The sequence below is a fragment of the Brevundimonas sp. genome (genome assembly GCF_024711105.1).
Classification (GTDB): Bacteria; Pseudomonadota; Alphaproteobacteria; order Caulobacterales; family Caulobacteraceae; genus Brevundimonas.
Map to the genome: position 1 here is coordinate 1 of NZ_JANJTL010000050.1, position 21,646 is coordinate 21,646.

Annotated in this window: 25 protein-coding genes; 9 read left to right on the forward strand and 16 right to left on the reverse strand. The window is 70.6% G+C overall.

Annotated elements, in window-relative coordinates; translation table 11 throughout:
* Positions 1 to 1,492 (reverse strand): MFS transporter (locus Q0M60_RS03940; protein WP_296816181.1); only part of this gene is annotated, 1,492 nt, incomplete at its 3' end.
* Positions 1,493 to 1,635: 143 nt separating this feature from the next.
* Here Q0M60_RS03940 and Q0M60_RS03945 point away from each other — a divergent pair.
* Positions 1,636 to 2,022: a hypothetical protein gene (locus tag Q0M60_RS03945; RefSeq protein WP_296816184.1), complete on the forward strand. Its 387-nt coding sequence runs from the start codon at positions 1,636 to 1,638 to the stop codon at positions 2,020 to 2,022.
* A 208-nt stretch (positions 2,023 to 2,230) separates the two neighbouring features.
* Positions 2,231 to 2,731, forward strand: a complete 501-nt coding sequence (locus tag Q0M60_RS03950) for a GcrA family cell cycle regulator (protein ID WP_296816187.1) — start codon at positions 2,231 to 2,233, stop codon at positions 2,729 to 2,731.
* 288 nt (positions 2,732 to 3,019) lie between these two features.
* Here Q0M60_RS03950 and apaG read toward each other — a convergent pair whose 3' ends face one another.
* Positions 3,020 to 3,427, reverse strand: a complete 408-nt coding sequence (gene apaG, locus Q0M60_RS03955) for a Co2+/Mg2+ efflux protein ApaG (RefSeq protein WP_296816190.1) — start codon at positions 3,425 to 3,427, stop codon at positions 3,020 to 3,022.
* Positions 3,424 to 4,155 carry a 3-deoxy-manno-octulosonate cytidylyltransferase gene (locus tag Q0M60_RS03960; protein ID WP_296816193.1) on the reverse strand — a complete coding sequence of 244 codons (732 nt, stop codon included), beginning with the start codon at positions 4,153 to 4,155 and terminating at the stop codon, positions 3,424 to 3,426. Before Q0M60_RS03960 ends, apaG begins: the two co-directional genes overlap by 4 nt.
* Before the next feature lie 102 nt (positions 4,156 to 4,257).
* Here Q0M60_RS03960 and Q0M60_RS03965 point away from each other — a divergent pair, with 102 nt between their 5' ends.
* Positions 4,258 to 4,992 (forward strand): cytochrome c family protein, encoded by a 735-nt coding sequence (locus Q0M60_RS03965; protein ID WP_296816196.1) that lies wholly within the window; start codon positions 4,258 to 4,260, stop codon positions 4,990 to 4,992.
* Positions 4,993 to 4,998: 6 nt separating this feature from the next.
* Here Q0M60_RS03965 and Q0M60_RS03970 read toward each other — a convergent pair whose 3' ends face one another.
* Together Q0M60_RS03970 and Q0M60_RS03975 are read right to left on the reverse strand one after the other, a co-directional pair.
* On the reverse strand, positions 4,999 to 5,730 hold the full coding sequence (locus Q0M60_RS03970) for an SH3 domain-containing protein (protein WP_296816199.1): 732 nt from the start codon (positions 5,728 to 5,730) through the stop codon (positions 4,999 to 5,001).
* Positions 5,731 to 5,765: 35 nt separating this feature from the next.
* The gene (locus Q0M60_RS03975) at positions 5,766 to 7,154 is read right to left on the reverse strand and encodes a M17 family metallopeptidase (RefSeq protein ID WP_296816202.1); all 1,389 of its coding nucleotides are present in this window, start codon (positions 7,152 to 7,154) and stop codon (positions 5,766 to 5,768) included.
* An 85-nt stretch (positions 7,155 to 7,239) separates the two neighbouring features.
* Here Q0M60_RS03975 and Q0M60_RS03980 point away from each other — a divergent pair, with 85 nt between their 5' ends.
* Positions 7,240 to 8,109, forward strand: a complete 870-nt coding sequence (locus Q0M60_RS03980; protein ID WP_296816205.1) for a tetratricopeptide repeat protein — start codon at positions 7,240 to 7,242, stop codon at positions 8,107 to 8,109.
* Here Q0M60_RS03980 and Q0M60_RS03985 read toward each other — a convergent pair.
* Entirely contained in the window at positions 8,106 to 8,795 is a 690-nt protein-coding gene (locus Q0M60_RS03985; RefSeq protein WP_296816208.1) for a MarC family protein, read from the reverse strand. The two genes, Q0M60_RS03980 and Q0M60_RS03985, sit on opposite strands and share 4 nt — an antisense overlap.
* A 91-nt stretch (positions 8,796 to 8,886) precedes the next feature.
* Here Q0M60_RS03985 and pyrF point away from each other — a divergent pair, with 91 nt between their 5' ends.
* Entirely contained in the window at positions 8,887 to 9,600 is a 714-nt protein-coding gene (gene pyrF, locus Q0M60_RS03990) for an orotidine-5'-phosphate decarboxylase (RefSeq protein WP_296816268.1), read from the forward strand.
* Here the strand turns inward: pyrF and Q0M60_RS03995 are convergent.
* From Q0M60_RS03995 to Q0M60_RS04005, 3 genes are all read right to left on the reverse strand, one after another.
* Positions 9,587 to 10,162, reverse strand: coding sequence for a hypothetical protein (locus tag Q0M60_RS03995; RefSeq protein WP_296816210.1), 576 nt, complete (start codon positions 10,160 to 10,162; stop codon positions 9,587 to 9,589). The two genes, pyrF and Q0M60_RS03995, sit on opposite strands and share 14 nt — an antisense overlap.
* A 56-nt stretch (positions 10,163 to 10,218) precedes the next feature.
* The gene (locus Q0M60_RS04000) at positions 10,219 to 10,953 is read right to left on the reverse strand and encodes a hypothetical protein (RefSeq protein ID WP_296816213.1); all 735 of its coding nucleotides are present in this window, start codon (positions 10,951 to 10,953) and stop codon (positions 10,219 to 10,221) included.
* A gap of 83 nt (positions 10,954 to 11,036) precedes the next feature.
* Positions 11,037 to 11,240 carry a DUF1674 domain-containing protein gene (locus tag Q0M60_RS04005; RefSeq protein ID WP_296816216.1) on the reverse strand — a complete coding sequence of 68 codons (204 nt, stop codon included), beginning with the start codon at positions 11,238 to 11,240 and terminating at the stop codon, positions 11,037 to 11,039.
* A gap of 72 nt (positions 11,241 to 11,312) precedes the next feature.
* Here Q0M60_RS04005 and Q0M60_RS04010 point away from each other — a divergent pair, with 72 nt between their 5' ends.
* Complete coding sequence (locus tag Q0M60_RS04010; RefSeq protein WP_296816218.1) at positions 11,313 to 12,755, forward strand: aldehyde dehydrogenase family protein; 1,443 nt, start codon at positions 11,313 to 11,315, stop codon at positions 12,753 to 12,755.
* A 194-nt stretch (positions 12,756 to 12,949) separates the two neighbouring features.
* Here the strand turns inward: Q0M60_RS04010 and ccmI are convergent, their stop codons facing one another.
* From ccmI to Q0M60_RS04030, 4 genes are read right to left on the reverse strand one after another with little or no spacing between them, the layout of a single operon-like run.
* Positions 12,950 to 13,795, reverse strand: a complete 846-nt coding sequence (ccmI, locus tag Q0M60_RS04015; protein ID WP_296816221.1) for a c-type cytochrome biogenesis protein CcmI — start codon at positions 13,793 to 13,795, stop codon at positions 12,950 to 12,952.
* Complete coding sequence (locus Q0M60_RS04020; RefSeq protein ID WP_296816224.1) at positions 13,792 to 14,265, reverse strand: cytochrome c-type biogenesis protein; 474 nt, start codon at positions 14,263 to 14,265, stop codon at positions 13,792 to 13,794. Before Q0M60_RS04020 ends, ccmI begins: the two co-directional genes overlap by 4 nt.
* A complete protein-coding gene (locus Q0M60_RS04025) occupies positions 14,262 to 14,801 on the reverse strand; it encodes a DsbE family thiol:disulfide interchange protein (protein ID WP_296816227.1) in 540 nt (179 codons plus the stop codon). Before Q0M60_RS04025 ends, Q0M60_RS04020 begins: the two co-directional genes overlap by 4 nt.
* Positions 14,798 to 16,750 carry a heme lyase CcmF/NrfE family subunit gene (locus Q0M60_RS04030; protein ID WP_296816230.1) on the reverse strand — a complete coding sequence of 651 codons (1,953 nt, stop codon included), beginning with the start codon at positions 16,748 to 16,750 and terminating at the stop codon, positions 14,798 to 14,800. Before Q0M60_RS04030 ends, Q0M60_RS04025 begins: the two co-directional genes overlap by 4 nt.
* A gap of 155 nt (positions 16,751 to 16,905) precedes the next feature.
* Between Q0M60_RS04030 and Q0M60_RS04035 the strand changes: the two genes are divergently transcribed.
* Both Q0M60_RS04035 and Q0M60_RS04040 read left to right on the forward strand, forming a co-directional pair.
* The gene (locus Q0M60_RS04035; protein WP_296816232.1) at positions 16,906 to 17,490 is read left to right on the forward strand and encodes a hypothetical protein; all 585 of its coding nucleotides are present in this window, start codon (positions 16,906 to 16,908) and stop codon (positions 17,488 to 17,490) included.
* Between the two features lie 142 nt (positions 17,491 to 17,632).
* The gene (locus Q0M60_RS04040) at positions 17,633 to 18,010 is read left to right on the forward strand and encodes a helix-turn-helix transcriptional regulator (protein WP_296816235.1); all 378 of its coding nucleotides are present in this window, start codon (positions 17,633 to 17,635) and stop codon (positions 18,008 to 18,010) included.
* A gap of 7 nt (positions 18,011 to 18,017) precedes the next feature.
* On the opposite strand, the gene Q0M60_RS04045 is transcribed toward Q0M60_RS04040, so the two are convergent.
* The 3 genes from Q0M60_RS04045 to Q0M60_RS04055 all read right to left on the reverse strand — a co-directional run bounded on the left by Q0M60_RS04045 (position 18,018) and on the right by Q0M60_RS04055 (position 20,918).
* Positions 18,018 to 19,007, reverse strand: a complete 990-nt coding sequence (locus tag Q0M60_RS04045) for an alpha/beta hydrolase (protein WP_296816238.1) — start codon at positions 19,005 to 19,007, stop codon at positions 18,018 to 18,020.
* Positions 19,004 to 19,924 (reverse strand): methyltransferase, encoded by a 921-nt coding sequence (locus tag Q0M60_RS04050; RefSeq protein WP_296816241.1) that lies wholly within the window; start codon positions 19,922 to 19,924, stop codon positions 19,004 to 19,006. Before Q0M60_RS04050 ends, Q0M60_RS04045 begins: the two co-directional genes overlap by 4 nt.
* 97 nt (positions 19,925 to 20,021) lie before the next feature.
* Positions 20,022 to 20,918, reverse strand: coding sequence for a methyltransferase domain-containing protein (locus Q0M60_RS04055; protein WP_296816243.1), 897 nt, complete (start codon positions 20,916 to 20,918; stop codon positions 20,022 to 20,024).
* 222 nt (positions 20,919 to 21,140) lie between these two features.
* Here Q0M60_RS04055 and Q0M60_RS04060 point away from each other — a divergent pair, with 222 nt between their 5' ends.
* Entirely contained in the window at positions 21,141 to 21,617 is a 477-nt protein-coding gene (locus Q0M60_RS04060; protein ID WP_296816245.1) for an Hsp20 family protein, read from the forward strand.
* Positions 21,618 to 21,646: the final 29 nt, after the last annotated feature.

The following is a 21,646-nucleotide window of genomic DNA, read 5'->3' on the forward strand; positions in this document are numbered from 1 at the left end:
CGACGTGATAGGGCAGGCTCATGGCGGTGTAGCGAATGCGCGTGGGGAATAGCTCGACCAGCGCGGCGGCCTGCGGACCGTAGAGCGCCGTCGCCGCGACGATGAAGACCAGCAACACCCCGAACACCACCGCGACGTTCACCTGGGCGGGATCGGCCGTGGTCGGATAGCCGTGGGCGGCCAGCGCCTCGGTGATGCGCGCCTGGACGTCGGCGCGCGCCGCGGCCAGCTCGTCGGCGGACAGCGAGGCGCCCTCGATCGACCGGAAGACCTCCTGGCCGACCCGCACCTGAGCGAGGGCGCCCGCGGGGGCGGCCTCGTTGGAGTAGGCCACGCCGGCGTTCGACAGCACGCTCTTGGCGATGTCGCACGAGGTGACGAAGGCCGAGCGACCCACCGGATCGAACTGCACCGAGCAGGAGGCGGGATCCGCGATCACCGTCACCGGCGAGACGAGCTGCGCCTCGGCCAGAACCGGATTGGCGGCGCTGGTCAGCAGCTTGAAGCCCGGGAAGAAGCTGACCAGGGCCAGGATCATCCCGAACAGCATCACCGGCTTGCGGCCCACGCGGTCCGACAGCCAGCCGAAAAAGACGTAGAGGAAGGCCGACACCACCGTGATCGACAGGATCAGGGCGTCGACCGTGGCCGTCTCGACCTTGAGAACCCGCTCCATGAAGAACCGCGTGTAGAAATATCCGCAGTACCAGACCGCCCCCTGGGCGATCATGATCCCGAACAGGGCCAGCAGGACGACCTTGAGGTTCTTCCAGGTGCCGAAGGCCTCGCGATAGGGCGCGCGCTCACCCTCGCTTTCGGCCTCCATCTGCTGGAAGGCCGGGCTCTCGTTCAGCTTGAGCCGAATCCACAGGGAGACGACGAGCAGCAGCGCCGAGATCAGGAACGGAATGCGCCAGCCCCATTCGGCGAAGGCCTCCGCGCCCACGATGGCCCGGGTGGCGAGGATGACGGCCAGGGCGCCGATCAGGCCGAGCGCGGCGGTGGTCTGGATCCAGCCGGTCAGGAAGCCGCGCTGCCGCGCCGGTGCGTGCTCGGCGACATAGATGGCCGCCCCGCCGTACTCTCCGCCGAGCGCGAAGCCCTGCAGGACGCGCATGGTCAGCAGGAGGATGGGCGCCGCGATGCCGATCTGGTCGTAACCGGGCAAGAGGCCGATGGCGACGGTCGCCACGCCCATGAGGGTGATGGTGACCAGGAAGGTAGTCTTGCGGCCGGTCTTGTCCCCGAACCACCCGAAGACGAGCGCGCCGAGCGGCCGCACCACGAAGCCGACCCCGAACGTCAGAAGCGCCAGGATGTAGCCCGTCGCCTCGCCGACCTCCGCGTAGAAGTGGCTGGCGATGACGCCGGCCAGCGAGCCGAAGATGAAGAAGTCGTACCACTCGAAGGCCGTGCCCGCCGACGAGGCGCCGACGACGGTTCTCAGCGAGGGTTGCGGCCGCTCTTCCGCGGTCGGCGCCTGGTCGCTCATGGATGTCCCTCCCGGCCCGCGCGCGTTCCCCGCGCGTCTGGCTGACGTTGGTATGGCGCGGCTGTTCCAGCCTCGCAAGCGGCCTTGATGGGGCCGCGATCCGCGCCGATGCTGACCAGGTTTCGTTGTTCCGGGAGAGACCCATGCGCCACGTCCTGACCGCCCTGGTCCTCGTTCTCGTGGCCGCCTGCGCGCCGGCGCCTGCCCCCGTCTCGGCGGGTGATCAATGGTCCGAGGCGCCCGTGTCCGCCCCGCCGGCTCCGCCGGACAGCCCCGAAGCCCGCGCCTGCGCCGACGAGGGCGGGACGCTGCGGCCCGTCTGCAGGATGCAGTCCCTCCAGTGCGTCGTCGAATACAGCGACGCCGGCCGCGCCTGCCGCGACGGCGACGATTGCCAGGGCGACTGCCGCGCCGACGTCGGCGCGCAGGGCCAGTCCGTCGTCGGTCAGTGCCAGGCCTCAAGCGACCCCTGTGGTTGCTTCGCGGTCGTCGAAAATGGCCGGGTCGAGCACGCCCTCTGCGTCGACTGACGCCCCGCTCCATCGCTCAAAGATGACGCCGCAGATTCGCGGCGCGCGCCCGCGCGTCCGGATTCTGCCCGATTCAATATCTGGTTTCTGTGGATGAGCAGGCGCCAGATGTTGCGTCTCTTAACGAAAGATTTACGATAGCTTGTATGCCAGCGTTTTCTGAACCTGTTGGCACACAAGATGTTGAATCTCGCGGTGGGAGGCGAACATGGGCTGGACCGACGAACGGGTCGCAAACCTCAAGAAGCTCTGGCTCGACGGCCTGTCGGCCAGCCAGATCGCCAAGCAGTTGGGCGGAGTCACCCGCAACGCCGTGATCGGCAAGGTGCATCGTCTCGGCCTGTCGGGCCGGGCCGCCCCGTCGCAGCCCTCGCGCCCGGCCTTCCGCGCCGCCCGCCCGCGGCCGACCCAGGCCCCGAGCGCTCCGCGCCGCATCGAGCCCGCGCCCCGCGCTGCGGCCGCCCCGGCCCAGCCGGCCCCGCGTCCTGCGGTGCTGGACCTGCCGGGCACAGCCACGGTGCTCACGCTCGGCAGCCACATGTGCAAGTGGCCAATCGGTGACCCGTCCTCCAACGAGTTCAGCTTCTGCGGCCGCCGCTCGGACGAAGGCCATCCCTACTGCGTCGAACACTCGCGCGTGGCCTATCAGCCGGCGACCAAGAAGAACGGGTCGTCGGAGCTGGCCCGCTCGCTGCGCCGCTACATCTGATCAGATCGGCCGGGCCCTGCGGTCCGGCCCATCCCGGCGCGCGCCGACCGGCGCACGCACCAGAGCGGGGCCGCGGTTCGTCCGGGTTGGCGCGGCCCCCTCGCCCCTCAGGGCGTCGAAGCTCCCATATCGACCCAGGCTATCCCATTGAAAACACACGCGGCGACGCCGACCGGGGCGTCGTCCGCCCCGTTGATCCGGACGCGGTTAGACTGCGGTCTGGTCTTTGACATCGCCATCCACCGACCCGACCGCTGTCGCTCTGTCTGCGGCGACAGGCGCCGGGAGTCAGTTCACCTGGCGGGGCGTCTCGCTGTCGAGCGAGAAGGCCGGGATCGCGACGGTGAAGACCCGGCCCGTCGCGTCCGCCATGGAATAGGTCCCGACCATCGATCCCGACGGCGTCGAGAGCGGACAGCCCGAGGCGTAGCGGTGCACCCCGTCCGGCGGAATGACCGGCTGCTCGCCGACGACGCCTGGGCCGCGCACCTCCTCGGTCCGGCCGAGCGCGTCCGTTATCGTCCAGTGCCGGGCCAGCAGCTGGACGGCCTCGGGCCGCAGGTTCTCGATCTCGATGGCGTAGGCCCAGACCCAGCGGCGGCCGTCCGGGTCGGACTGCTGCGGCAGATAGGTCGGACGCACGCGCACGACCACATTCTCGGTGACCGCCTCATAGACCTGCACCAGCCGGCTCATCTCGCCGCCGCGCGCGCGGCTTCCAGGTCATCCGGGTTGTCGACCGATATCGGCGCCTCGTCGACGACGGCGGCCCAGATCTCGACGCCCAGCTCCATGGCCCGCAGCTGCTCCAGCTTCTCGCGGCGCTCGAGCGCGGACGGTGGGGCGGCAGTGAAGCCCTCCAGCACCTCGGGCCGGTAGCCGTAAAGGCCGATGTGCCGCCAGATCGGTCCCTCGCCGTAGAGGGTCGAGCGGGTGAAATAGAGCGCCCGGCCCTGACGGGCGTCGCGGGCCAAAGCCAGCACGGCCTTGACCACGTCAGCGTTGGTCCGGTCGGCGGGCGAGGCCTCGGGCGCGACCAGGGTTCCCATGCCGAGGCCGGGATGATCCTCGAACAGCCGCACCAGCGCCCGGATGGTGTCAGGCTCGACCAGAGGCATGTCCCCCTGGAGATTGATCACCAGGTCGTGCCGCCCTTCAGGATCGAGCTCGGGCAGGGCGGCGCGGATGCGGTCCGAACCGGACGGCAGGCTGGGGTCGGTCAGCACAGCCTGGCCGCCGTGGGCGCGGACGGCCTCGACGATCTCCGAATCGCCCGCAGCGACGGCCACGGGGCCAATGCCAGCGGCCTCGGCCTGGCGCAGGGCGCGGACGATCATGGGCAGGCCGCCGATGTCCGCCAGCGGCTTTCCGGGCAGGCGCTGGGCCGCCATGCGGGCCGGGATCACCACGATCGGTCGCGGCATCGCGCTCCTCTCCGTCGGTCCGGCGCCGGGGCCGGTTGCGCGGTTGGCGATAGGGTGTAAGAGAGCGCCACGCAAGCAAGGCAAACCAAGGCGTCTTACGGAATGAGCGGCGACCTCAAGTGGAACAAGATCGCGGGCGCGGGTCTCGCGACGGTCTTCACCATCCTGATCGTCAATGAGGTCGCCTCGCGCGTCTATCATCAGGAAGCCCCTGAGAAGATGGGCTACTTCATCGAGGTGGCCGAGGAAGAGTCGGGCGAGGCCGCGGCCCTGCCGACCGACTGGGGCACGGTCCTGCCGACCGCCGACCTGGCCGCGGGCGAGGCCGCCTTCGCGCGCTGCGCCACCTGCCACACCATCACCCAGGGCGGCGCCAACGGCACCGGCCCGAACCTGTGGGGGGTCGTCGGCGGGCCGGTCACCCACGCCGCGGGCTTCAACTATTCGGAAGCGATGCGCGCCCACGCCGCCGCGGTCGGGACCTGGACCTACGACGAGCTCGACGCCTTCATCAACGCGCCCCAGCGGCACGTGAACGGCACCAACATGACCTTCGGCGGTCTGCGCGACCAGACGCAGCGCGCCAACCTGATCGCGTGGATGCGCCAGCAGGGCTCGTCGGGCTACGCCATTCCGGCTCCGGATCCGGCCCGTCAGGCGGGCGCCGCCGAAGGTGAGGCCGCCCCGTCCGAGGACGGCCTGCCCGGCGGCGCCGATGTCGAGGGCGTTCAGGGCGCCGAGCCGGTCGAGGATCCCGGCGCGCGCGGCGGCCAGGCGGCCGACACGCCGAACATGGAACTGTCCAACCCGGGCGGCCCCGGCAACCCGGCCGGCTGACCCCGACTAGGGTCTGAAGTAGAGCGCCTCTTCCGGCAGCGGCTCGCGCGCCACGCCTTGGCCTTGGCGGCTGCGGATCATTTCGTCCGGGCCGGTGACCACGCCCGGCCCGCCTTCGGACAGGACGATGTCGCCTCGCCCGGGCGCCTCGGCCCCGGCCAGCCGGCGACCCATCAAGAGACTTCCGTCCTGCTGGACGACAGGTGCGCCCTTGCCTGCGGCGAACAGGGCCTGCCGGACCAGTCCCCAGCCGTCGACCCCGTCGCGCGTGCGGCCGCCCTGGGCATAGGGCGCGCCCAGCAGGCTTTCCGCAGCCTCGGCGCAATCCGCGGCGAAGGTGAGAAGGTCGGCGAGGCCCGCTGCTCCGTCCGACACTACAAGCGCGTTCAGGGAAAGGATGCGGCCCCCGACCGTCGCGCTGGCAGCAGCCACACGGTGGGTCGGGCGCGAGACATCGGCGGTGAGGTCGGACAGGCGGATCCAGCCGACCTGGCCGTCGCGGGCGGCCTGGCCCCAGACCCAGCCACCCTGTTCGTCCAGCACCCGGAAGAGTTCACCGAAAAGCAGCTGGTCCAGCCGGCGGGCCTCGCTGGTTGGGGCGTCCATCACGTCACTGGCGGCGACCGTACACGCCATCGCACGGGTCGCCGCGAAGCGGCCCGCTCGCTCCAGCCCTTCAAGGAGCTGATCGGCGAGGTCGGGCCGGGCCAGGATCTGGTCTGCGAGCGTCGGAAACACCCACGCTCCTTAGGCCCAGGACACCCAAGACGGCGTTAACGGCCGTAGCGCCGCTTGAGCACCTCGAACAGGGCGCGCAGCCCCTGCGCCTCGCCGCCCTGTGGATGTCCGGGGCGGGCGCGGCCGTTCCAGGCGAAGATGTCGAGGTGGACCCAGGATCCGCTCTCCGGCGCGAACCGCTGGAGGAAGAGGGCGGCGGTCACCGAGCCCGCCTGGGCCCAGTCGGCCGCATCGTTGCGCAGGTCCGCCAGCTCGCTTTCCACGGCCTCGCGATAGCCGCGCCACAGCGGCATACGCCAGACCGGATCGCGCCGGTCCGCCGCCGCCGAAGCGATCTCGGCGGCCAGAGCCTCGTCGTCCGTATAGTAGGGCGGCAGCTCGGGCCCGAGCGCGATCCGCGCCGCGCCGGTCAGGGTGGCGAAGTCGATGGTCAGCTCGGGCTGATGCTCTCCCGCGCGCGCCAGGGCGTCGGACAGGATCACGCGGCCCTCCGCGTCGGTGTTGCCGATCTCGACGGTCAGGCCTTTGCGGGTGCGGACGATGTCGCCGGGCCGGAAGGCGTCGCCGGAGATGGCGTTCTCGACCGCCGCCACCAAGACCACCAGCCGCACCGGCAGCTTCGCCTGCATGACCAGCCGTCCGAGCGCCAGCGCATGGGCCGAGCCGCCCATGTCCTTCTTCATCCAGCGCATGCCGGCGGCGGGCTTGATGTCGAGACCGCCGGAATCGAAGACCACGCCCTTGCCGACCAGGGCCACCAGCGGCAGGTCGGTCTTGTCCAGGTTCCAGCCGATCTCGATCAGGCGGGGCTGGCGATGGGAGGCGGCGGCGCGGCCGACGGCGTGGACGGCGGGGAAGTTCTTCTCAAGCAGGTCATCGCCGACCGTGACCTCGATGGAGGCGCCGGCCTCCTCCGCGATCTCACGGGCGATGGTCTCGATCTGCAGCGGCCCCATGTCCTGGGCCGGGGTGTCGACCATCTCGCGGACCAGCAGGCAGGCGGCGGCCTCGTGGCGGATCGCCTCGGCGTCGACGCCGTCCGGAAGCACCAGCCGCGCGCGGCCCCGCTCGGGCCGGGCCTTGTAGCGGTCGAAGACATAGGCCCCGAGCGCCCACGCCAGGGCGAACAGGCCGGCGTCCAGGTCCTGCGGCGCGTCGGTCAGGGCGTAGTCTCCGGCCGGCAGCCGCGCCGCCAGCGACCGGGCCGCCATCGGATCGGCGCCCGCTTTGCCGGCCCCCGCCAGCACCCGGCTCACGCGCCCATCCTCCCCTGTTGCGAAGAGAATCCGTCCCGCCTGGCCCTTGAAATCCTGGCCGCGTCCGAGCTCCTTCAGTCCCTCGTCCGACAGCGCTTCGAACGCCGCCTCGCTGACGAGGACCAGCGGGACCGGATTATCGCTGCGGTCTATAAGGACGTCGGGCATGGCGGGGGCGTCTCCGGAAACGTTTACCAATCCTTGACCGGCGCGGCGGACCCTTCGGACTCCACCGTCAGCAGGAAGGCGACACATGTCGCGCAAGGGTTCTCTCTTCGCAACCGTGGCCGGGCTCTCCGTCCTCGGCCTGGCCGCGCCGGCGGGCGCGCAGATTTGGCCGTTCGGCCGCGACCGCGACGCCGCCGCCGAGGCGCCTGCGACGCCCGAAGCCGCCGCACCCGCCCAGCCGGAAGGCGCAGCCGAGCGCCGGCCGGCCAACGCCGAGCAGCGCGCTCAGGCGGCCCGGCTCGATCCGCTGGCGCGCGCCGTCTTCTGGGCGGCGGAAGTCCGCATCGCGCCCACCGACGTCGAGTCCCATATCCAGCTGGCCCGCGCCCAGCGCGAGCTACGCCGCTTCGAGGAGGCGGCGTCCAGCGCCCAGCAGGCCCTAGTGCTCGAGCCCGGCAACCGCATCGCCCTGATGGAGCTCGGCCGGGTGCATATCGCGCGCGGACAGGCCTTCTACGCCATCGCACCCCTGGAACAGGCGCGGGCCGCATACCCCCGGGACTGGGAGATCGTCTCCCTGCTTGGCGTCGCGCTGGATCAGGTCAGCCGGGGCGACGAGGCGCGCGAGGCCTGGAACCAGGCGCTCGCGCTTTCCCCCGAGAATCCGTCAGTGCTGACCAACATGGCCATGTCTCTGGCCGGCGCGGGTCAGGCGGCCGAGGCCGAGGCCCTGCTGCGCCGCGCCGTGGCCCAGCCGGGCGCGACGCTGCAGATGCGGCTGAACCTGGCGCTGATGATCGGGCTGCAGGGCCGACTCGCGGAAGCCGAGGGCATGCTGCGCCGCGATCTACCGCCCGAGATGGTCGAACAGAACCTGACCTGGCTGCGCCGTACCTCGGCGCCGGCCGCGCCTTCGGGCTCGGGCCGGACCTGGGAGGCGCTGCGCGGCGGCTAGTGCCCGCTGGGCGAGATCACTGAGGCGGCGAACATGCCGGGCAGGGCCTCGCCGAGGCCCGCCAGGATGAACTGGATGCCGAGCGCCACAAGGATCAGCCCCAGCACGCGCACCACGATGGCCATGCCCACTTCGCCGATCAGCCGACTGATCGGCCCCGAAAGGGCGAAGGAGGCGAAGGTCGCCACGCCGGCGGCGACGATAGCCACGACGCCTGCGAGCCATCCCGTATAGCCGATTTCCTCGGCCGCGCTGGCCTGGATGATGACGGCCGAGATCGCGCCCGGGCCGATGATCAGGGGCATGGCGAAGGGCACGACGAGCCGCTGGAAGCGGCGCCGCGCATAACCGCGCACGTCCTTGGCGTCGGAGATGGCGTCGGCGTCGACGAAGCTCTGCAGGAAGTTCTCCCGCACCATCTCCAGGCCGAGCATGAACAGCAGGATGCCGCCGCCGATCCGGAAGGCGGCCAGCGAGATGCCGAAGAAGTCGAGCAGCGCCAGGCCGGTGAAGAAGAAGAAGACCAGAAAGGCGATGACGAAGGCGGTCAGCAGCGCATTTACCGACAGCCGCTGGCTCAGCGTCGCGCCCGCCGTGGCGGCGGCGAAGATCGGAATGTTCCCGATGGGGTCGAGCAGCGCGAACAGCGCGACGAAGACATTGACCCCGAACTCGACCGCGTTCATCTCACGCCCTCAGCCCCAATGAATCGCCGACCGGCCCCGCCCTTCGCGGATGCGCCGCCTTGGCCGTAGCCCGACGGAGCCGCCCATGTCCATGTCCGCCGACCCGCGCCTGATCGTCGGCCTTGACCTGCCGAGCCTGGATCTGGCCCGCGAGATGGTCGCGCGGCTGGGCGAGACGGTCAGCTTCTACAAGGTCGGACTGACGCTGCTGGCGCGGCCCGGCGGCGTGGCGTTCGCCCATGAACTGCGCGCGAACGGCAAGCAGGTCTTCCAGGACTGGAAGCTCCACGACATCGGCGCCCAAGTCGAGGGGGCGGCGCGGTCGGTGGCCGATGGCGGCTGCGACCTCGTCACCGTCCACGCCGAGCCCCAGGTCATGCGAGGGGCGGTGAAGGGGCGGGGCTCGGCCGAGACGAGGATCCTGGCGGTCACGGTGCTGACCAGCCTGTCGGACGCGGACCTTGGGGAGATCGGCTACGGCGAGACCGCGGCGGCCCTGGTCGAGCGGCGCGTGCGCCAGGCGCTGGATTGCGGCGTCGACGGCGTGGTCTCCAGCCCGCACGAGGCGGCGCGCGTGCGCCAGCTGGCGGCCGAGGCCGGCCGGCCGGAGTTCCTGGTGGTCACGCCGGGCGTGCGGCCCTCAGGCGCCGACGCAGGCGACCAGCAGCGGATCGCCTCGCCCGCGGATGCGCTCAGGGCCGGGGCCGGTCACCTGGTGGTGGCGCGTCCGGTCATCGCCGCGCCCGATCCCCGCGCGGCCGCGCAAGCCATCCTTTCCGAAATGGCCGGGGTCAGTCGTCCCTGAGGTAGACGCCGCCGCACTCGCAGTCCTCGCGGCCGTAGTAGCCGCGGTCGTGGCCGCGTCGGGAGCGGGGCCGGTCGTCGTTGTAGCCGTACTGATCGCGATAGCCGTCGTAGCTTCGACCATAGGCGTCGTACCGCCAGCTCCAGGTCTGGTGGCGATAGCCGTAGCCGTATCCACGTCCATAGCCGTGGCCGTAGCTTGAGCCGTGGCCGCCGTAATGGGGACCGGAATGGCCGTAGTACCCCCCGCCGTAGCCATGGCCGTAGCCGCCTTGGCCATAACCGTAGCCGCCATAGCCGTAGGGACCGTAGGCGTAGCCGTCGGCATAGACGCCCTGGCGGATGTAGGCCTGGTGCTCGGTCTCCGTGATCGAGTCGACGTAGACGCCGCCTCCGGAATAGCCGTAGCCATAGCCGCGATCGTGCCGATCGCCATGGCCGTAGCGGTCGTGCCCGCGTTCATAACGGTCATAGCCGTCTCGATGCCGGCCGTAGGACTGCGCCTCGGCGACGGCGGGAAGGGCGAGAGCGGCGATCAGGCCGCAGGCGGCGAGCTTGAGCATGGCGGCTCAGTTAACGCGCCGTTTACGATTTGGATCAAGTCGGCTCGAACGCGAGCCTAGCCGCACTCCCCGGTGCGATCCCGCCAGCACTCGTCCCGGTAGGACGGCGGCGGAGGCGGCGGGGGAGGGGGCGGCGGCGGCGCGTAGTCGTGGTCGTCCGAGACCCAGCAGTCGCAGTCCTCGCGATAGCGGCCGCGATCCCGACGATCGTGACCGCCGCGATAGTCCCGCTCGCGCTCGTAGCCATAGCCGTAGGAGCCGCCGTAGCTGACTTCCTCGCGGGAATACTCACGGCGGTAGGAGCGGCTCTCGATGACCTGATAGGTGACGAACGGGCCCTGGGGTCCGTAGGGCGCATAGACTGGCCCGACCGGGGTGATCCCGTAGCAGCCGCAGCCATAGCCGCCGTATCCGACTCCGCCGCCATAGCCGTAGCCATAGCCGTAGTCGGCGCTGTAGACGCCCCCGCCCGCGATGTAGCCCCCGCCGTAGCCGCCGCCCTGACCATAGCCGCCAGAGCGGGAATAGCCTGACGCATAGGCGTCGGCGCTGGAATAGGCGCTGGAGTGGGCCGAGACGTCGATGTCCACGCTGACCGACCGGCCGCCGCCATGACCGCCATGGCCCCCACCGTCGCCTCCGCCGTGCCCGCCGCCTCCGCAGCCGCCGCCACAGCCCCCGCCGTAACCGCCGCCATGGCCGCCGCCGTGGCCGGGGCCGTCAAACGCCTGAGCGCTCGCGGGCGCGCAAAGCAGGACAAGGGCGGACAGCGCAAACAGGAACTTGGTCATGGCGCCATCCAGCGCGCCGGCCTTCAAGGCCTCAAGCACGGACACCCGCCGGGCGGCGGCTTAACCCTAAGATTCCCCAAACCCTAGAAGTCGTAGGCGACGCCCTTGCGCTCCCAGTCGCCGAAGCGGGTCGGCTCCTGGCCGGATGGGCCGCCGTCCTCGGGCGGCAGATCGGCGGGCTGGGCTGCGGCGCGGCGGGCGGCGGCTTCCTGAAGCGCGCGGCGGGCGGCGGGGGTCAGCGGCTTGCCAGGCGCGGCGCCTTCGATCTCGGGCTGGTGGTCGTCCATGGGGGATATCTAGGGCGCTTGCGAAGGCGGGAACAGGGCCCTAGGCCCAAGGGACCTTCCCGGGAGCCCGCCATGCCGAGCCTGAAGCCCGTCTATCCCCTCTACCTCGCCAACCGGCCGGAACAGCCGAACCAGGACCTGGAGGTCACCGACAAGTTCTCGGGCGAGGTGGTCACGCGGGTGGCCATGGCAGATCCGGCGACCATCGACCGGGCGATCGCGGCGGCGGAGGCGGCGGCCCGGCCCATGGCCGAGATGGCGGCCTATGAGCGGCAGGCGGTGCTGAACCACTGCGTTGCTCGGTTCAGGGAGCGGTTCGATGAACTGGCCTATTCCCTGTGCGTCGAGGCCGGCAAGCCGATCAAGGACGCCAAGGGAGAGGTCACCCGTCTGATCGACACCTTCCGGGTCGCGGCCGAGGAGAGCGTGCGCATCACCGGCGAGCACATGCCGCTGGATATCTCCGAGCGGGCGCGCGGCTATGAGGCGGTGTGGAAGCGGGTCCCGATCGGGCCGTGTTCCTTCATCTCGCCGTTCAACTTCCCGTTGAACCTGGCGGCCCACAAGGTGGCCCCGGCGCTGGCGGTGGGCTGTCCCTTCGTGCTGAAGCCGGCGTCGCGCACACCGCTGGGCGCGCTGATCATCGGTGAGGTGCTGGCCGAGACGGATCTGCCCGAGGGCGCCTTCTCGATCCTGCCGGCGACGCGGGACGGCTCGGACCTGTTCACCACCGACGACCGGCTGAAGCTTCTGTCCTTCACGGGCTCGCCGGACGTCGGCTGGGCGCTGAAGGCCAAGGCCGGCCGCAAGAAGGTGGTGCTGGAGCTGGGTGGCAACGCGGCGGTGGTCGTCGACCGGGACGCGGACCTCGACGACGCGGTCGAGCGGATCGTCTTCGGCGCCTTCTACCAGTCGGGCCAGTCCTGCATCGGCGTGCAGCGCATCCTGATCCACGCAGACATCTATGACGAGTTCCAGGGTCGGCTGGTCGAGAAGACCCGGACGCTGGTCTGCGGCGACCCCAAGGACGAGGCCACCTTCATTGGCCCGATGATCGACGTCGGCGAGGCGAAGCGGCTGGAAAACTGGATCACCGAAGCGGTCGACGGCGGGGCCGTCCTGCTGTGCGGCGGCGGCCGGAAGGGGGCGATGCTGGAGCCCACCCTGCTGGAGAAGGTCGGCAAGGAGACCCGACTGAACCGCGAGGAGGCCTTCGGGCCGGTGGCGACTCTCCAGGCCTTCACCGATTTCGAGGCGGCCCTGGACGAGGTCAACGACAGCCGCTTCGGCCTGCAGGCGGGCATATTCACGCGCGACCTCAACAAGGCGCTGATGGCCTGGGACCGGCTGGAGGTCGGCGGCGTCGTCATCGGCGACGTGCCCTCCTACCGCGTCGACAACATGCCCTATGGCGGGGTGAAGGACTCCGGCCTTGGGCGCGAGGGCGTCCGCTTCGCCATGGAGGACATGACCGAGATCCGGAACCTGGTGATCCGCCGGCGGCCGGTGGCGTGACGCCGTCGGTGTCGCTCCGGAGACAGCGACACAGCGACAGAGCGACACCTCAGTTCCGCGGGGCTCGCGCGATCGTCCTTCCGGAGAGGTCATCGTCGCCAGCCTAAACCCGCCCTGGCGACCGAGTGGAAACGACGGCGCGAGGCGACGAGGTCTCTGATCGGATTGGATGATATGTCCGGAAATGCGGGCGTTCAGCCCGCGGGCGCGTTCAGCCGGTCCGAGATGTCGATCCCGCGCTCGGCGGCGACCTGTTCGACGAAGCCCCTGACTTGCGGCAGCCAGGGGGCGTCCGGCGGCGCGGAGTTCAAAAGCGCGATCCAGTCGTCCATGGCGCCGTCGCGGTCGCCGGTCTGATCCTTGCGCAGCGCCAGGAAGTAGCGGGCGCGGGCGTCCTCGGGGTTGAGAGCCACGGCGGCGCGGAAGGCGATCTCGGCGGCGTCCGTGACCCGGCCCCCGGCCGCCTGGACCAGCGCCTCGCCGCGCGCCGAAGGCAGGGCGGCGTTGTCGGGCGCCAGAAGGGAGGCCCGGCCGAAGGCCTCGGCGGCCTCTGCGTGTCGGCCCATGCCCGAATAGCTCTCGCCAAGCAGGGCCAGCAGCCCCACGTCGTCCGGCGTTTCGCGAACCTGGGCTTCCAGGGCGGCGATCATGGCCTCCGGTCCGGAGCGGGCCGGTGTCGCAACGGTCTCGGTGGCCGCGAGGTCCGGGCGGCCCAGCAGCGCGTAGAGACCCGCGCCGCCGGCGATCATGGTGACGCCGAGGGCGACGGCGACGATCTTCAAACCGCGGGCGGACAGCGGCCGCGCCGCCTCCTCGCCCTTGCGGGCCTCGGCCAGCAGGCGGCGCTGGGTCTCCAGCTTGAGGGCGTCAGTCTCGGCGTCGGAGAGTTCGCCCGCGCCGTGCTGGCGTTCGATCTGGTCCAGGCGGCGGCCCAGGGTGGGGCGCGGGCGCGGGGCCTCGGCGTCCGGCGGGCGCAGCAGCGGCAGGACGACACCGGCTGCCGCCACCAGCAGCATCGGGATGAGGACCAGCCAGATCATCGGCCCTCTTCCTCGTCGAGAAGGGCGTCGAGACGGCGGCGTTCGTCCTCGGTCAGGGGTTGGGCCTCGATCCCGGCGCGCCGGCGCATCAGATAGGCCGCGATGGCGGCGCCTCCGAGCAGCAGCACCAGGAAGGGCCCAGCCCACAGCAGCCAGGTCGACTGGCGCACCGGGGGACGCATCAGGACGAAGTCGCCGTAGCGCTGGACGACATAGTCCAGGACCTCGGCGTCGGTGTCGCCGGCGGCGATCCGCTCGCGCACGACGTTGCGCAGGTCGGCGGCCAGGACCGCGTCCGACTCGGCGATCGACTGGTTCTGGCAGACGACGCAGCGCAGTTGATGGTGCAGGGCCTGGGCGCGGGCCTCCTGCGAGACCTCGGGCAGGGGCCGGTCCGCGGCGGGCGCGGGCGGGACGGGGGCGGACGCCATCAGGGTGACGGCGACGAGCGCGGGGGCGAACCGCCTCATCCTTCCGCCTCCAGTTGCTGGAGGATGGGACGCAGCTGTGTCTCCCAAATCTCCGGCGTGATCGGGCCGACGTGACGATGCCGCACGGCGCCGGAGGCGTCGATGATGAAGGTCTCGGGCGCGCCGGAGACGCCGAGGTCGATGCCCACCCGGCCCTCGGGGTCGGCGCCGATGCGGGCGTAAGGATCGCCGCGCTCGCCTAGCCAGGTCAGGGTGTCTGCGGGCGCGTCCTTCCAGGCCAGGCCCTGGATCACCACGCCGCGCTGTTCCAGCTCCATCAGGAACGGATGCTCGACGCGGCAGCCGACGCACCAGCTGGCGAAGACGTTCAGAAGCATGGGCCGTCCGGTGAAGTCGTCGGTCGCCAGGCCCTCGGCGTCCGCCGGGCGCACGGGGGCGAGGTCGAAGGCGGGCAGCGGCCGGTCGATCAGGGTCGAGGGCAGGACCGCCGGATCGCGGCCCAGGCCGACCCACAGCAGGCCGGCGATGACCACGAGCGCCGCGACCGGGACGATGTAGAGCAGCCGCCGGATCACGCCCTGATCTCCTTGCCCGCCGGGACGGCGATGCGCAGGCGGCGGTCCAGCAGGGAGACCGCGCCACCGGCGGCCATGATCATCGCGCCCCACCAGATCCACCCGACGAAGGGGTGGTTCCAGACCCGCACCACGACGGCGTCGCCGCGCCGCTCGCCGACCGAGACATAGTAGGCGCCGGTCAGGCCGAGATCGATGCCGGCCTCGGTCGTCTGGGTGCCTGCGACCGGATAGAAGCGGCGCTCCGATGAGATGTCGCGGTCCACGCCGGGGCCGGTCATGGAGACGGTGATCCGCTCGGCGCGGTAGTTCGGCCCTTGGACGATGTCCGCGCCGGTCAGAACGATGCGGCGGCCGGCGAAGTCGGCCCCCTGGCCAGGCTGGAGCGTCAGGACTGCGGAGCTTTCCAGCGCCGTGACGCAGGCGATGCCGACGGTGCTGACGCCCAGGCCGGCGTGAGCGAGCACGATGGCCCAGAAGGCAGGTGGGGTGGAACGGACGCGCCGCCAGAACTCACTCCGGGCGCCCGCGCTCCAGCGGCGGACGAGCAGCCACAGCGATCCCAGGATCAGCCAGACGCCGAGGCCCAGGCCCAGCGCCTGCATCAGCCGCTCCAGGCCGAAGTTGACCACGATCAGGACCAGGGCGGCGCTTGAGATCAGCAGAGGCCAGCGCAGGCGTCGGATGACGGCGGACAGCGCGTCGCGCTTCCAGTTCAGCATCGGCCCGAAGGCGACGAGCGCCAGCAGCGGCAGGCTGAGGGGCACGAAGGTCAGTGCGTAGTAGGGCGGGCCGACCGAGATGCGGTCCGTCGAGGTGACCTCCACGAACACCGGATAGAAGGTGCCGAGAAAGACCGTGGTCGTGCACGCCATGAGGAACAGGTTGTTCAGCGTCATCCCGGCTTCCCGGGACACCGGGGCGAACACCGCGCCGGTGCGCATGGAGGGCGCCCGCCAGGCGTACAGCGCCAGCGCCGTGCCGGTCGCCAGCACCGTGAAGCCTAGGATGGCCGCGCCGCGCGCCGGATCGACGGCGAAGGCGTGGACGCTGGTCAGCACGCCGGAGCGGACCAGGAAGGTGCCCAAGAGGCTGAGCGAGAAGGTCAGGACGGCGAGCAGCAGGGTCCAGCTGATCAGGGCGCCGCGCTTCTCAAGCACGATGGCCGAGTGAAGCAGGGCGGTGCCGGCCAGCCAGGGCATGAGCGAAGCGTTTTCGACCGGGTCCCAAAACCACCAGCCGCCCCAGCCGAGCTCGTAGTAGGCCCACCAGGACCCCAGCGCGATGCCGAGCGTGAGCGCCGACCAGGCCGCGATGACCCAAGGCCTGAGCCAGCGGGCGAAGGCCATGTCTGCCCGGCCCTCCAGCAGGGCCGCGGCGGCCAAGGCGTAGGCCGCCGAGAAGCCGACGTAGCCGAGGTAGAGGAGCGGCGGGTGCAGGACGAGGCCGGGATCCTGCAGCAGCGGATTAAGCTCCGACCCGTCCAGCGGCGCGGGATCCAGCCTGAGAAACGGATTGGAGGTGAACAGCGCAAAGCCGAGGAAGGCCAGGCCGATCAGCGCCTGGACGCCCAACATGCGAGAAACCAGGGTGGGCCGCAGGTTCTTGCCGAAGACTGCGGCCGCCGCGCCATAGACCGACAGGATCAGCACCCAGAGCAGGAGCGAGCCCTCGTGGCTGCCCCAGGTAGCCGCCAGGCGGTAGATGGCCGGCTGGGTCGAATGACTGTGGGCCGCGACCAGGGCCACCGAGAAGTCCGGCATCAGATAGCTGATCGCCAGCGCCGTGAAGGCCATCGCCACGAACAGCAACTGAAGCAGGGCGCCCGCGCGCGTAGCGGCGATCAGGCGCGCGTCCCGGCGCGCCGCCCCCCAGAAGGCCGTCACGGCCTGGGAGAGCGCCATCAGGAAGGCCAGGATGAGGGCGAAGTGCCCGATTTCCGCGATCATGCCGCCGGGTCCATGTCGCCACGGCTGGTAGCGGGTGGGAGGCGCAGCGCCAAGAGCGGCCGACGATTTCCGAAGCTGAGCGCTAGGAACTGGCGGGTTTCCGTAACGTTACTCCTGCCGCGTGGTCCTGAGCCGCGCGTCTGGAGACATTTCTCATGCGTATGACCGCTTTGCTGGCCGGTGCCGCCCTGATTGCTTTCGCGGCCCCGGCCTCCGCCCAGGTAGTGGGGGGCGTGGGCGGCAACGTGACCGGCGGGCTCGGCGCCCGCACCGGCGATTTGGGTGTTCGGGATACGGTTCGTGGAACCACGGACTTCGCTCGCGACACCGTCCGTGACGCCCGCGATGCGGCTCGCGACGCCCGCGATATCGATGCGAACGCCCGTGCCCGCGCCGATGCTTCGGCCGACGCCTCTGTCAGTCGCAACGGCGCCTCGGTCGATTTCGACGCCTCGATCGGAGCGTCCGTCCGCTCGAGCGGCGGTGACAACCTCGGCCAGCTGGTTGGGGTGGCCCGGAACTCGGCGGGACAAGCTCAACAGCTGCTCGTGCGCGGAGCCGACGGCGTAGTCCGCGGCGTCGAAGCCACGTCGGTCTCGGGCGGCGGCACTGGCGAACTGACGGCGGACCTCACGGCCTACCAGTTCCGTCGTCGGCCCCAGGTGAGCGGTTCCGAAGGCGGACAGCATCGTCATGATCAGCCGTCCTCGGAGCACGGTACGGTTCGCCCCCAAAGCTAATCGGCCGTTCTGCAGAACGTGGCGGGCGGTCCGGCGACGGGCCGCCCGTTCGCGCATTTGACGCATTCGGCATGCAGCTTGCCGCTTCCCAGGCGAGCCGTCCCAGATCGGGACGGTCGGAAACGGAAGCGGAGCGGGGCGCATGGCGACCGAGATCGATCTTCACCTGGGCAAGCGGCTGCGGCGTCGTCGCCGGCTGCTCGGCCTGACGCAACAGCAGCTGGCGGTGCACGTGGGCATCCGCTTCCAGCAGATCCAGAAGTACGAATGCGGGGCCAACCGCATCTCGGCGGCCCGCCTGTGGCAGCTGGCCGAGGCGCTCGAGACGCCGGTCAGCTACTTCTTCGACGGCCTGGCCGAGGCGATGGAGCGCAAGGAGGTCCAGCCCGAGCGCAGCGACATGTTTTCCCGCAAGGAAACGCTCGACCTGATCCAGGCCTACTATCAGCTGGAGGAGCGGCCGCGCCGCCGGCTGCTGGACCTGGCCAAGTCACTGCACGCCGAGGGCGATCAGGCCTGATCTCGCGTCAGGCCGCCTGTCTGGCCGCGCGCGCGGTCAGATAGTCGGCCATGGCGTCGAACTCGCGCAGGAAGGCGGCCCGGCGCTCGTCGAGCTCCAGCAGGACCTCGTGCTTGGCGCCGGGAACCTCGACGTAACGGCCGCGGCCGAGCCGCTTGGCGGCCCAGCGGTTGGTCTGCTTCCAGACGCGGTCGTCCTCGCCGGCCTGGACGATGGCGACGGGCTGCTTGACCGATTTCAGCGCACGCGGTTTGAGCGCCCGCTCGCCGATGTCCAGAGCCACGGCCAGCCAGGCCCAGGTCACGCCGCCGACGGCCAGGTGCGGGCAGGCGTACAGCTGCTGCCGCCACAGGTCATAGCGATGCGCGTCCGAGGTCAGGGCGTCTTCCTCGAAGGTGTGCTCGAAGGGATCGTCCGGATCGTCCAGCACATAGTCCGCAGACTTGCCGTGGCGCAGGTTCCAGCGGACGGCCAGCTTCACCGACCACATCGACCGCTTTCCCGTCTTGATCCTGAGCATCGGGCTGACCAGAAGCGCGCCGTCGATGCGGGGCTCGTGCGCCTGCAGCGTCAGCAGATTCAGCGCCGCGCCCATCGAATGGCCGACAGCGATCCACGGCCGGGGCGCGCGCTCGGCGAAGGCGTCCAGCAGGCGCTGATAGTCGTCCAGGAACTCCTCGACCGCCCGCGCGTGGCCCTTCAGCCGGTCGGGCAGCAGGCGCGCCGACAGCCCCTGGCCGCGCCAGTCGTGGGCCAGCACGCAGAAGCCGCGCGCCAGCATGTCGCCGATTGCCTCGTAGTATTTTTCGATGGGCTCGGTCCGGCCCGGCGACAGGATGACCGTGCCGCGCGGCTCGGTCGCTGGCGTCCAGAAGGCGGCGCGCAGGCGCAGGGACCCAGCGCCGCGAAACCATTCGCCCTGACCTCCGGGAGGCGGCATGGCGCCCGGCACGCCCATCAGAGGCGCATTGGCGGCGTATGCGGCGGCGCGGTTCACGCGGTGGGCTTCCTGAACTTGAGGGTCATGCGGTCGGATTCGCCGATGGCGTCATAGGGCGTCCGGTCAAAGGCCGGATTGGCGGGCTCGCCGCGCGGGGCGGTCAGGCTTTCGGGCGGCAGGGTCCAGACGCCGAAGGGATGGTCCTTGGTGTCGTCCGGATTGGCGTTGACTTCGCTGGAGGCGACGAAGGCGAACCCGGCCTCGGCCGCCAGCTGCTTTACGAAGGCCTCCTGGACATAGCCGTTGGTGGCGGCCGGATCCTGGGTCTCGCCGACATCGGCGCGATGCTGCACCACACCCAGCACCCCGCCCGGCTTGAGCGCGGCATAGGCGTCGGCGAAGGCCTTTTCAGCGATGCCCGCCGCCATCCAGTTGTGCAGGTTGCACATGAACAGGGCCAGGTCGATGGAGCCTGCCGGGGCGGCCGGGCCGCTCGTGGGACCGAATTCGGTCAACTCGACGTCGCCATACAGCCGGTTGCCCGTGAAGCGCTCGCGGAAGCGGGCAACGATCTGGGCGGTGGCCATGTTGGACGCCGCGCCATCGGCCGACCGGTCCACCTGGAAGGTCGCGGCGTAGAGGTGCCCGCCGCCCCCGGCCAGATACGGGGCCAGGATCTCGGTCCACCAGCCCGCGCCGGGCCAGAACTCCAGCACCGTCGCCTCGGGAGAGATTTCAAAGAAGTCGAGCGTCTCGATCGGGTGGCGCCAGCGGTCGCGCACGCGGCCGTCCGCGCGCCAGGCTCCCGCGACCGCCCAGGCAAGGGAGCCTTCGTCAGGTCCGGCGGCGGGGGTTTCGCTCTTTTCGGCCGCGCCGTCACGGGGTTGGCAAGCCGCCAGCGCGAGGCCCGCGGCGCCGAGCAGCAGGCCGCGCCTGCTGACGGGTCGAACGGACCTCTTGGAGGAAGATGGCATGCGCGCTCTCGACTAGGGCGAAGCACCGAACCGGCTGGTGGCTTCGCTTAACCCGCTCGCCCCCGAGCGTCAAAGCAGGCTCAAGCTTAGCAATAACTTATTGCGCGGGGGTTTCCGGACGGCGGAATCGCAGGGTCATCCGGTCCGATTCCCCGATGGCGTCGAAGTGCGCCCGCTCGGCGTCGGTGAGTGTCCGGCCGTTTTGGCTCGAGCGCCGCACGGGCGGCAGCGTCCAGACGCCGAACGGGTGATCGCGCGAATCCATCGGATTCGCGTTCACGTCGCTGCGCGCGTCGAGCACGAAGCCGGCCCTTTGCGCGGCCTGGATCACATAGCTTTCAGGGACATACCCGGTCGGCGCGGTCTCGGCGACGTTCAGGCCCTCCACGGCGCGATGCTGTTCGATCGCCAGCACGCCGCCGGGCCTCAGGACGCGGAAGAACTCGGCCATGTAACGGTCGGTGCGGCCTTCGGCCTGGGCCCAGTTATGGAAAGCGCGGGCGACCAGGACCATGTCGGCGGACTGGTCGGGCAGGCCGACGCCGGACTGGGGCCCGAAGTCCACGACGGTCGCCTCGCCGAAGGTGGCGCGGTCCGCAGCGAACCTTGCCTCGAGCGCCGCTCTGGCGTTGCGTGCGGCCTCCGAGGTCTGCGGGTTCGCCGTGTCGATCCAGGCGGCGACGTAGCGGCCGCCGGTGCGCGCGGCGTAGGGCGCGAGGATCTCCGTCCACCAGGCTTCCGAGCCGGGCTCGATCTCGACCACGGTCATGCCCGGCGTCAGCCCCCAGAAAATCAGGCTCTCGAACGGACGGCGGTAGACGTCGCGCGCGCGGTGCGCGTCGGAGCGAAGCGGAGAATCGATCACCGCCTGCAGGTTCTCATCCTCTGCGAACTCGGGCCGGGGGGCCTGACCGCGCTCGACAAGCTGGGCGCTGGCGATGGCCGGCGTGGCGAGGAGTCCGAGGGCGAGAAGGGCTGCGGTCAGGCGCATCATCTGGTCTCCGAAGGTTTGGCCGCACCCTAGCGGCGCCGTTGGCCAGACCCAAGCCCGGACCCCTTGCGGGGCGATTTCGGCTCCCTAACTCATACGGCGAAGGCGCCGATGGTCGGGCCTTCGCGGGTCAAGCCGGCGCCATCCGGGCCGGCACGATCCGATCCCTTGACCGTCCCAGGCAGACGCGGGGCGGTTCACCTTGCTGCTTGCAGGAGGAACGACATGCGCAGCTATGATTTCACCCCCCTCACCCGTTCGGCCGTCGGCTTCGACCGGCTGTTCTCGCTGCTGGAGTCCGCCTCGCGGGCCGAGCCGGCGGGTTGGCCGCCCTACAACATCGAGACGACCGGCGAAAACCAGTACCGCATCGAGATCGCCGTCGCCGGTTTCCGGCCCGACGAGCTGAACGTCGAAGCCAAGGAGAACGTGCTGGTGGTCACCGGCCGCAAGACGGCCAATGACCAGGGCGAAGGCCGTCAGTTCCTGCATCGGGGCCTGGCCGAGCGTGACTTCGAGCGCCGCTTCCAGCTGGCCGACTATGTGGTGGTGACCGGCGCCCGGCTGGAGAACGGCCTGCTGTCGCTCGATCTGGAGCGCCAGCTGCCCGAGGCCCTGAAGGCCCGCCGCATCCCGATCGTCCCGGCCGGCGCCGAGACCATCGATGCCAAGGCCGAGACCAAGAAGCTGAAGTCGGCCTAAGGCGCCACGGTTTGAACAGAGGGCGGTCC

Bases quoted from the DNA above. Each gene is read 5' to 3' on its own strand.
- Q0M60_RS03945 (WP_296816184.1), top strand. From the start codon at position 1,636: ATGCGCCACGTCCTGACCGCCCTGGTCCTCGTTCTCGTGGCCGCCTGC.
- Q0M60_RS03950 (WP_296816187.1), top strand. From the start codon at position 2,231: ATGGGCTGGACCGACGAACGGGTCGCAAACCTCAAGAAGCTCTGGCTC.
- apaG (WP_296816190.1), bottom strand. From the start codon at position 3,427: ATGAGCCGGCTGGTGCAGGTCTATGAGGCGGTCACCGAGAATGTGGTC.
- Q0M60_RS03960 (WP_296816193.1), bottom strand. From the start codon at position 4,155: ATGCCGCGACCGATCGTGGTGATCCCGGCCCGCATGGCGGCCCAGCGC.
- Q0M60_RS03965 (WP_296816196.1), top strand. From the start codon at position 4,258: ATGAGCGGCGACCTCAAGTGGAACAAGATCGCGGGCGCGGGTCTCGCG.
- Q0M60_RS03975 (WP_296816202.1), bottom strand. From the start codon at position 7,154: ATGCCCGACGTCCTTATAGACCGCAGCGATAATCCGGTCCCGCTGGTC.
- Q0M60_RS03980 (WP_296816205.1), top strand. From the start codon at position 7,240: ATGTCGCGCAAGGGTTCTCTCTTCGCAACCGTGGCCGGGCTCTCCGTC.
- Q0M60_RS03985 (WP_296816208.1), bottom strand. From the start codon at position 8,795: ATGAACGCGGTCGAGTTCGGGGTCAATGTCTTCGTCGCGCTGTTCGCG.
- pyrF (WP_296816268.1), top strand. From the start codon at position 8,887: ATGTCCGCCGACCCGCGCCTGATCGTCGGCCTTGACCTGCCGAGCCTG.
- Q0M60_RS03995 (WP_296816210.1), bottom strand. From the start codon at position 10,162: ATGCTCAAGCTCGCCGCCTGCGGCCTGATCGCCGCTCTCGCCCTTCCC.
- Q0M60_RS04000 (WP_296816213.1), bottom strand. From the start codon at position 10,953: ATGACCAAGTTCCTGTTTGCGCTGTCCGCCCTTGTCCTGCTTTGCGCG.
- Q0M60_RS04005 (WP_296816216.1), bottom strand. From the start codon at position 11,240: ATGGACGACCACCAGCCCGAGATCGAAGGCGCCGCGCCTGGCAAGCCG.
- Q0M60_RS04010 (WP_296816218.1), top strand. From the start codon at position 11,313: ATGCCGAGCCTGAAGCCCGTCTATCCCCTCTACCTCGCCAACCGGCCG.
- ccmI (WP_296816221.1), bottom strand. From the start codon at position 13,795: ATGATCTGGCTGGTCCTCATCCCGATGCTGCTGGTGGCGGCAGCCGGT.
- Q0M60_RS04020 (WP_296816224.1), bottom strand. From the start codon at position 14,265: ATGAGGCGGTTCGCCCCCGCGCTCGTCGCCGTCACCCTGATGGCGTCC.
- Q0M60_RS04030 (WP_296816230.1), bottom strand. From the start codon at position 16,750: ATGATCGCGGAAATCGGGCACTTCGCCCTCATCCTGGCCTTCCTGATG.
- Q0M60_RS04035 (WP_296816232.1), top strand. From the start codon at position 16,906: ATGCGTATGACCGCTTTGCTGGCCGGTGCCGCCCTGATTGCTTTCGCG.
- Q0M60_RS04040 (WP_296816235.1), top strand. From the start codon at position 17,633: ATGGCGACCGAGATCGATCTTCACCTGGGCAAGCGGCTGCGGCGTCGT.
- Q0M60_RS04050 (WP_296816241.1), bottom strand. From the start codon at position 19,924: ATGCCATCTTCCTCCAAGAGGTCCGTTCGACCCGTCAGCAGGCGCGGC.
- Q0M60_RS04055 (WP_296816243.1), bottom strand. From the start codon at position 20,918: ATGATGCGCCTGACCGCAGCCCTTCTCGCCCTCGGACTCCTCGCCACG.
- Q0M60_RS04060 (WP_296816245.1), top strand. From the start codon at position 21,141: ATGCGCAGCTATGATTTCACCCCCCTCACCCGTTCGGCCGTCGGCTTC.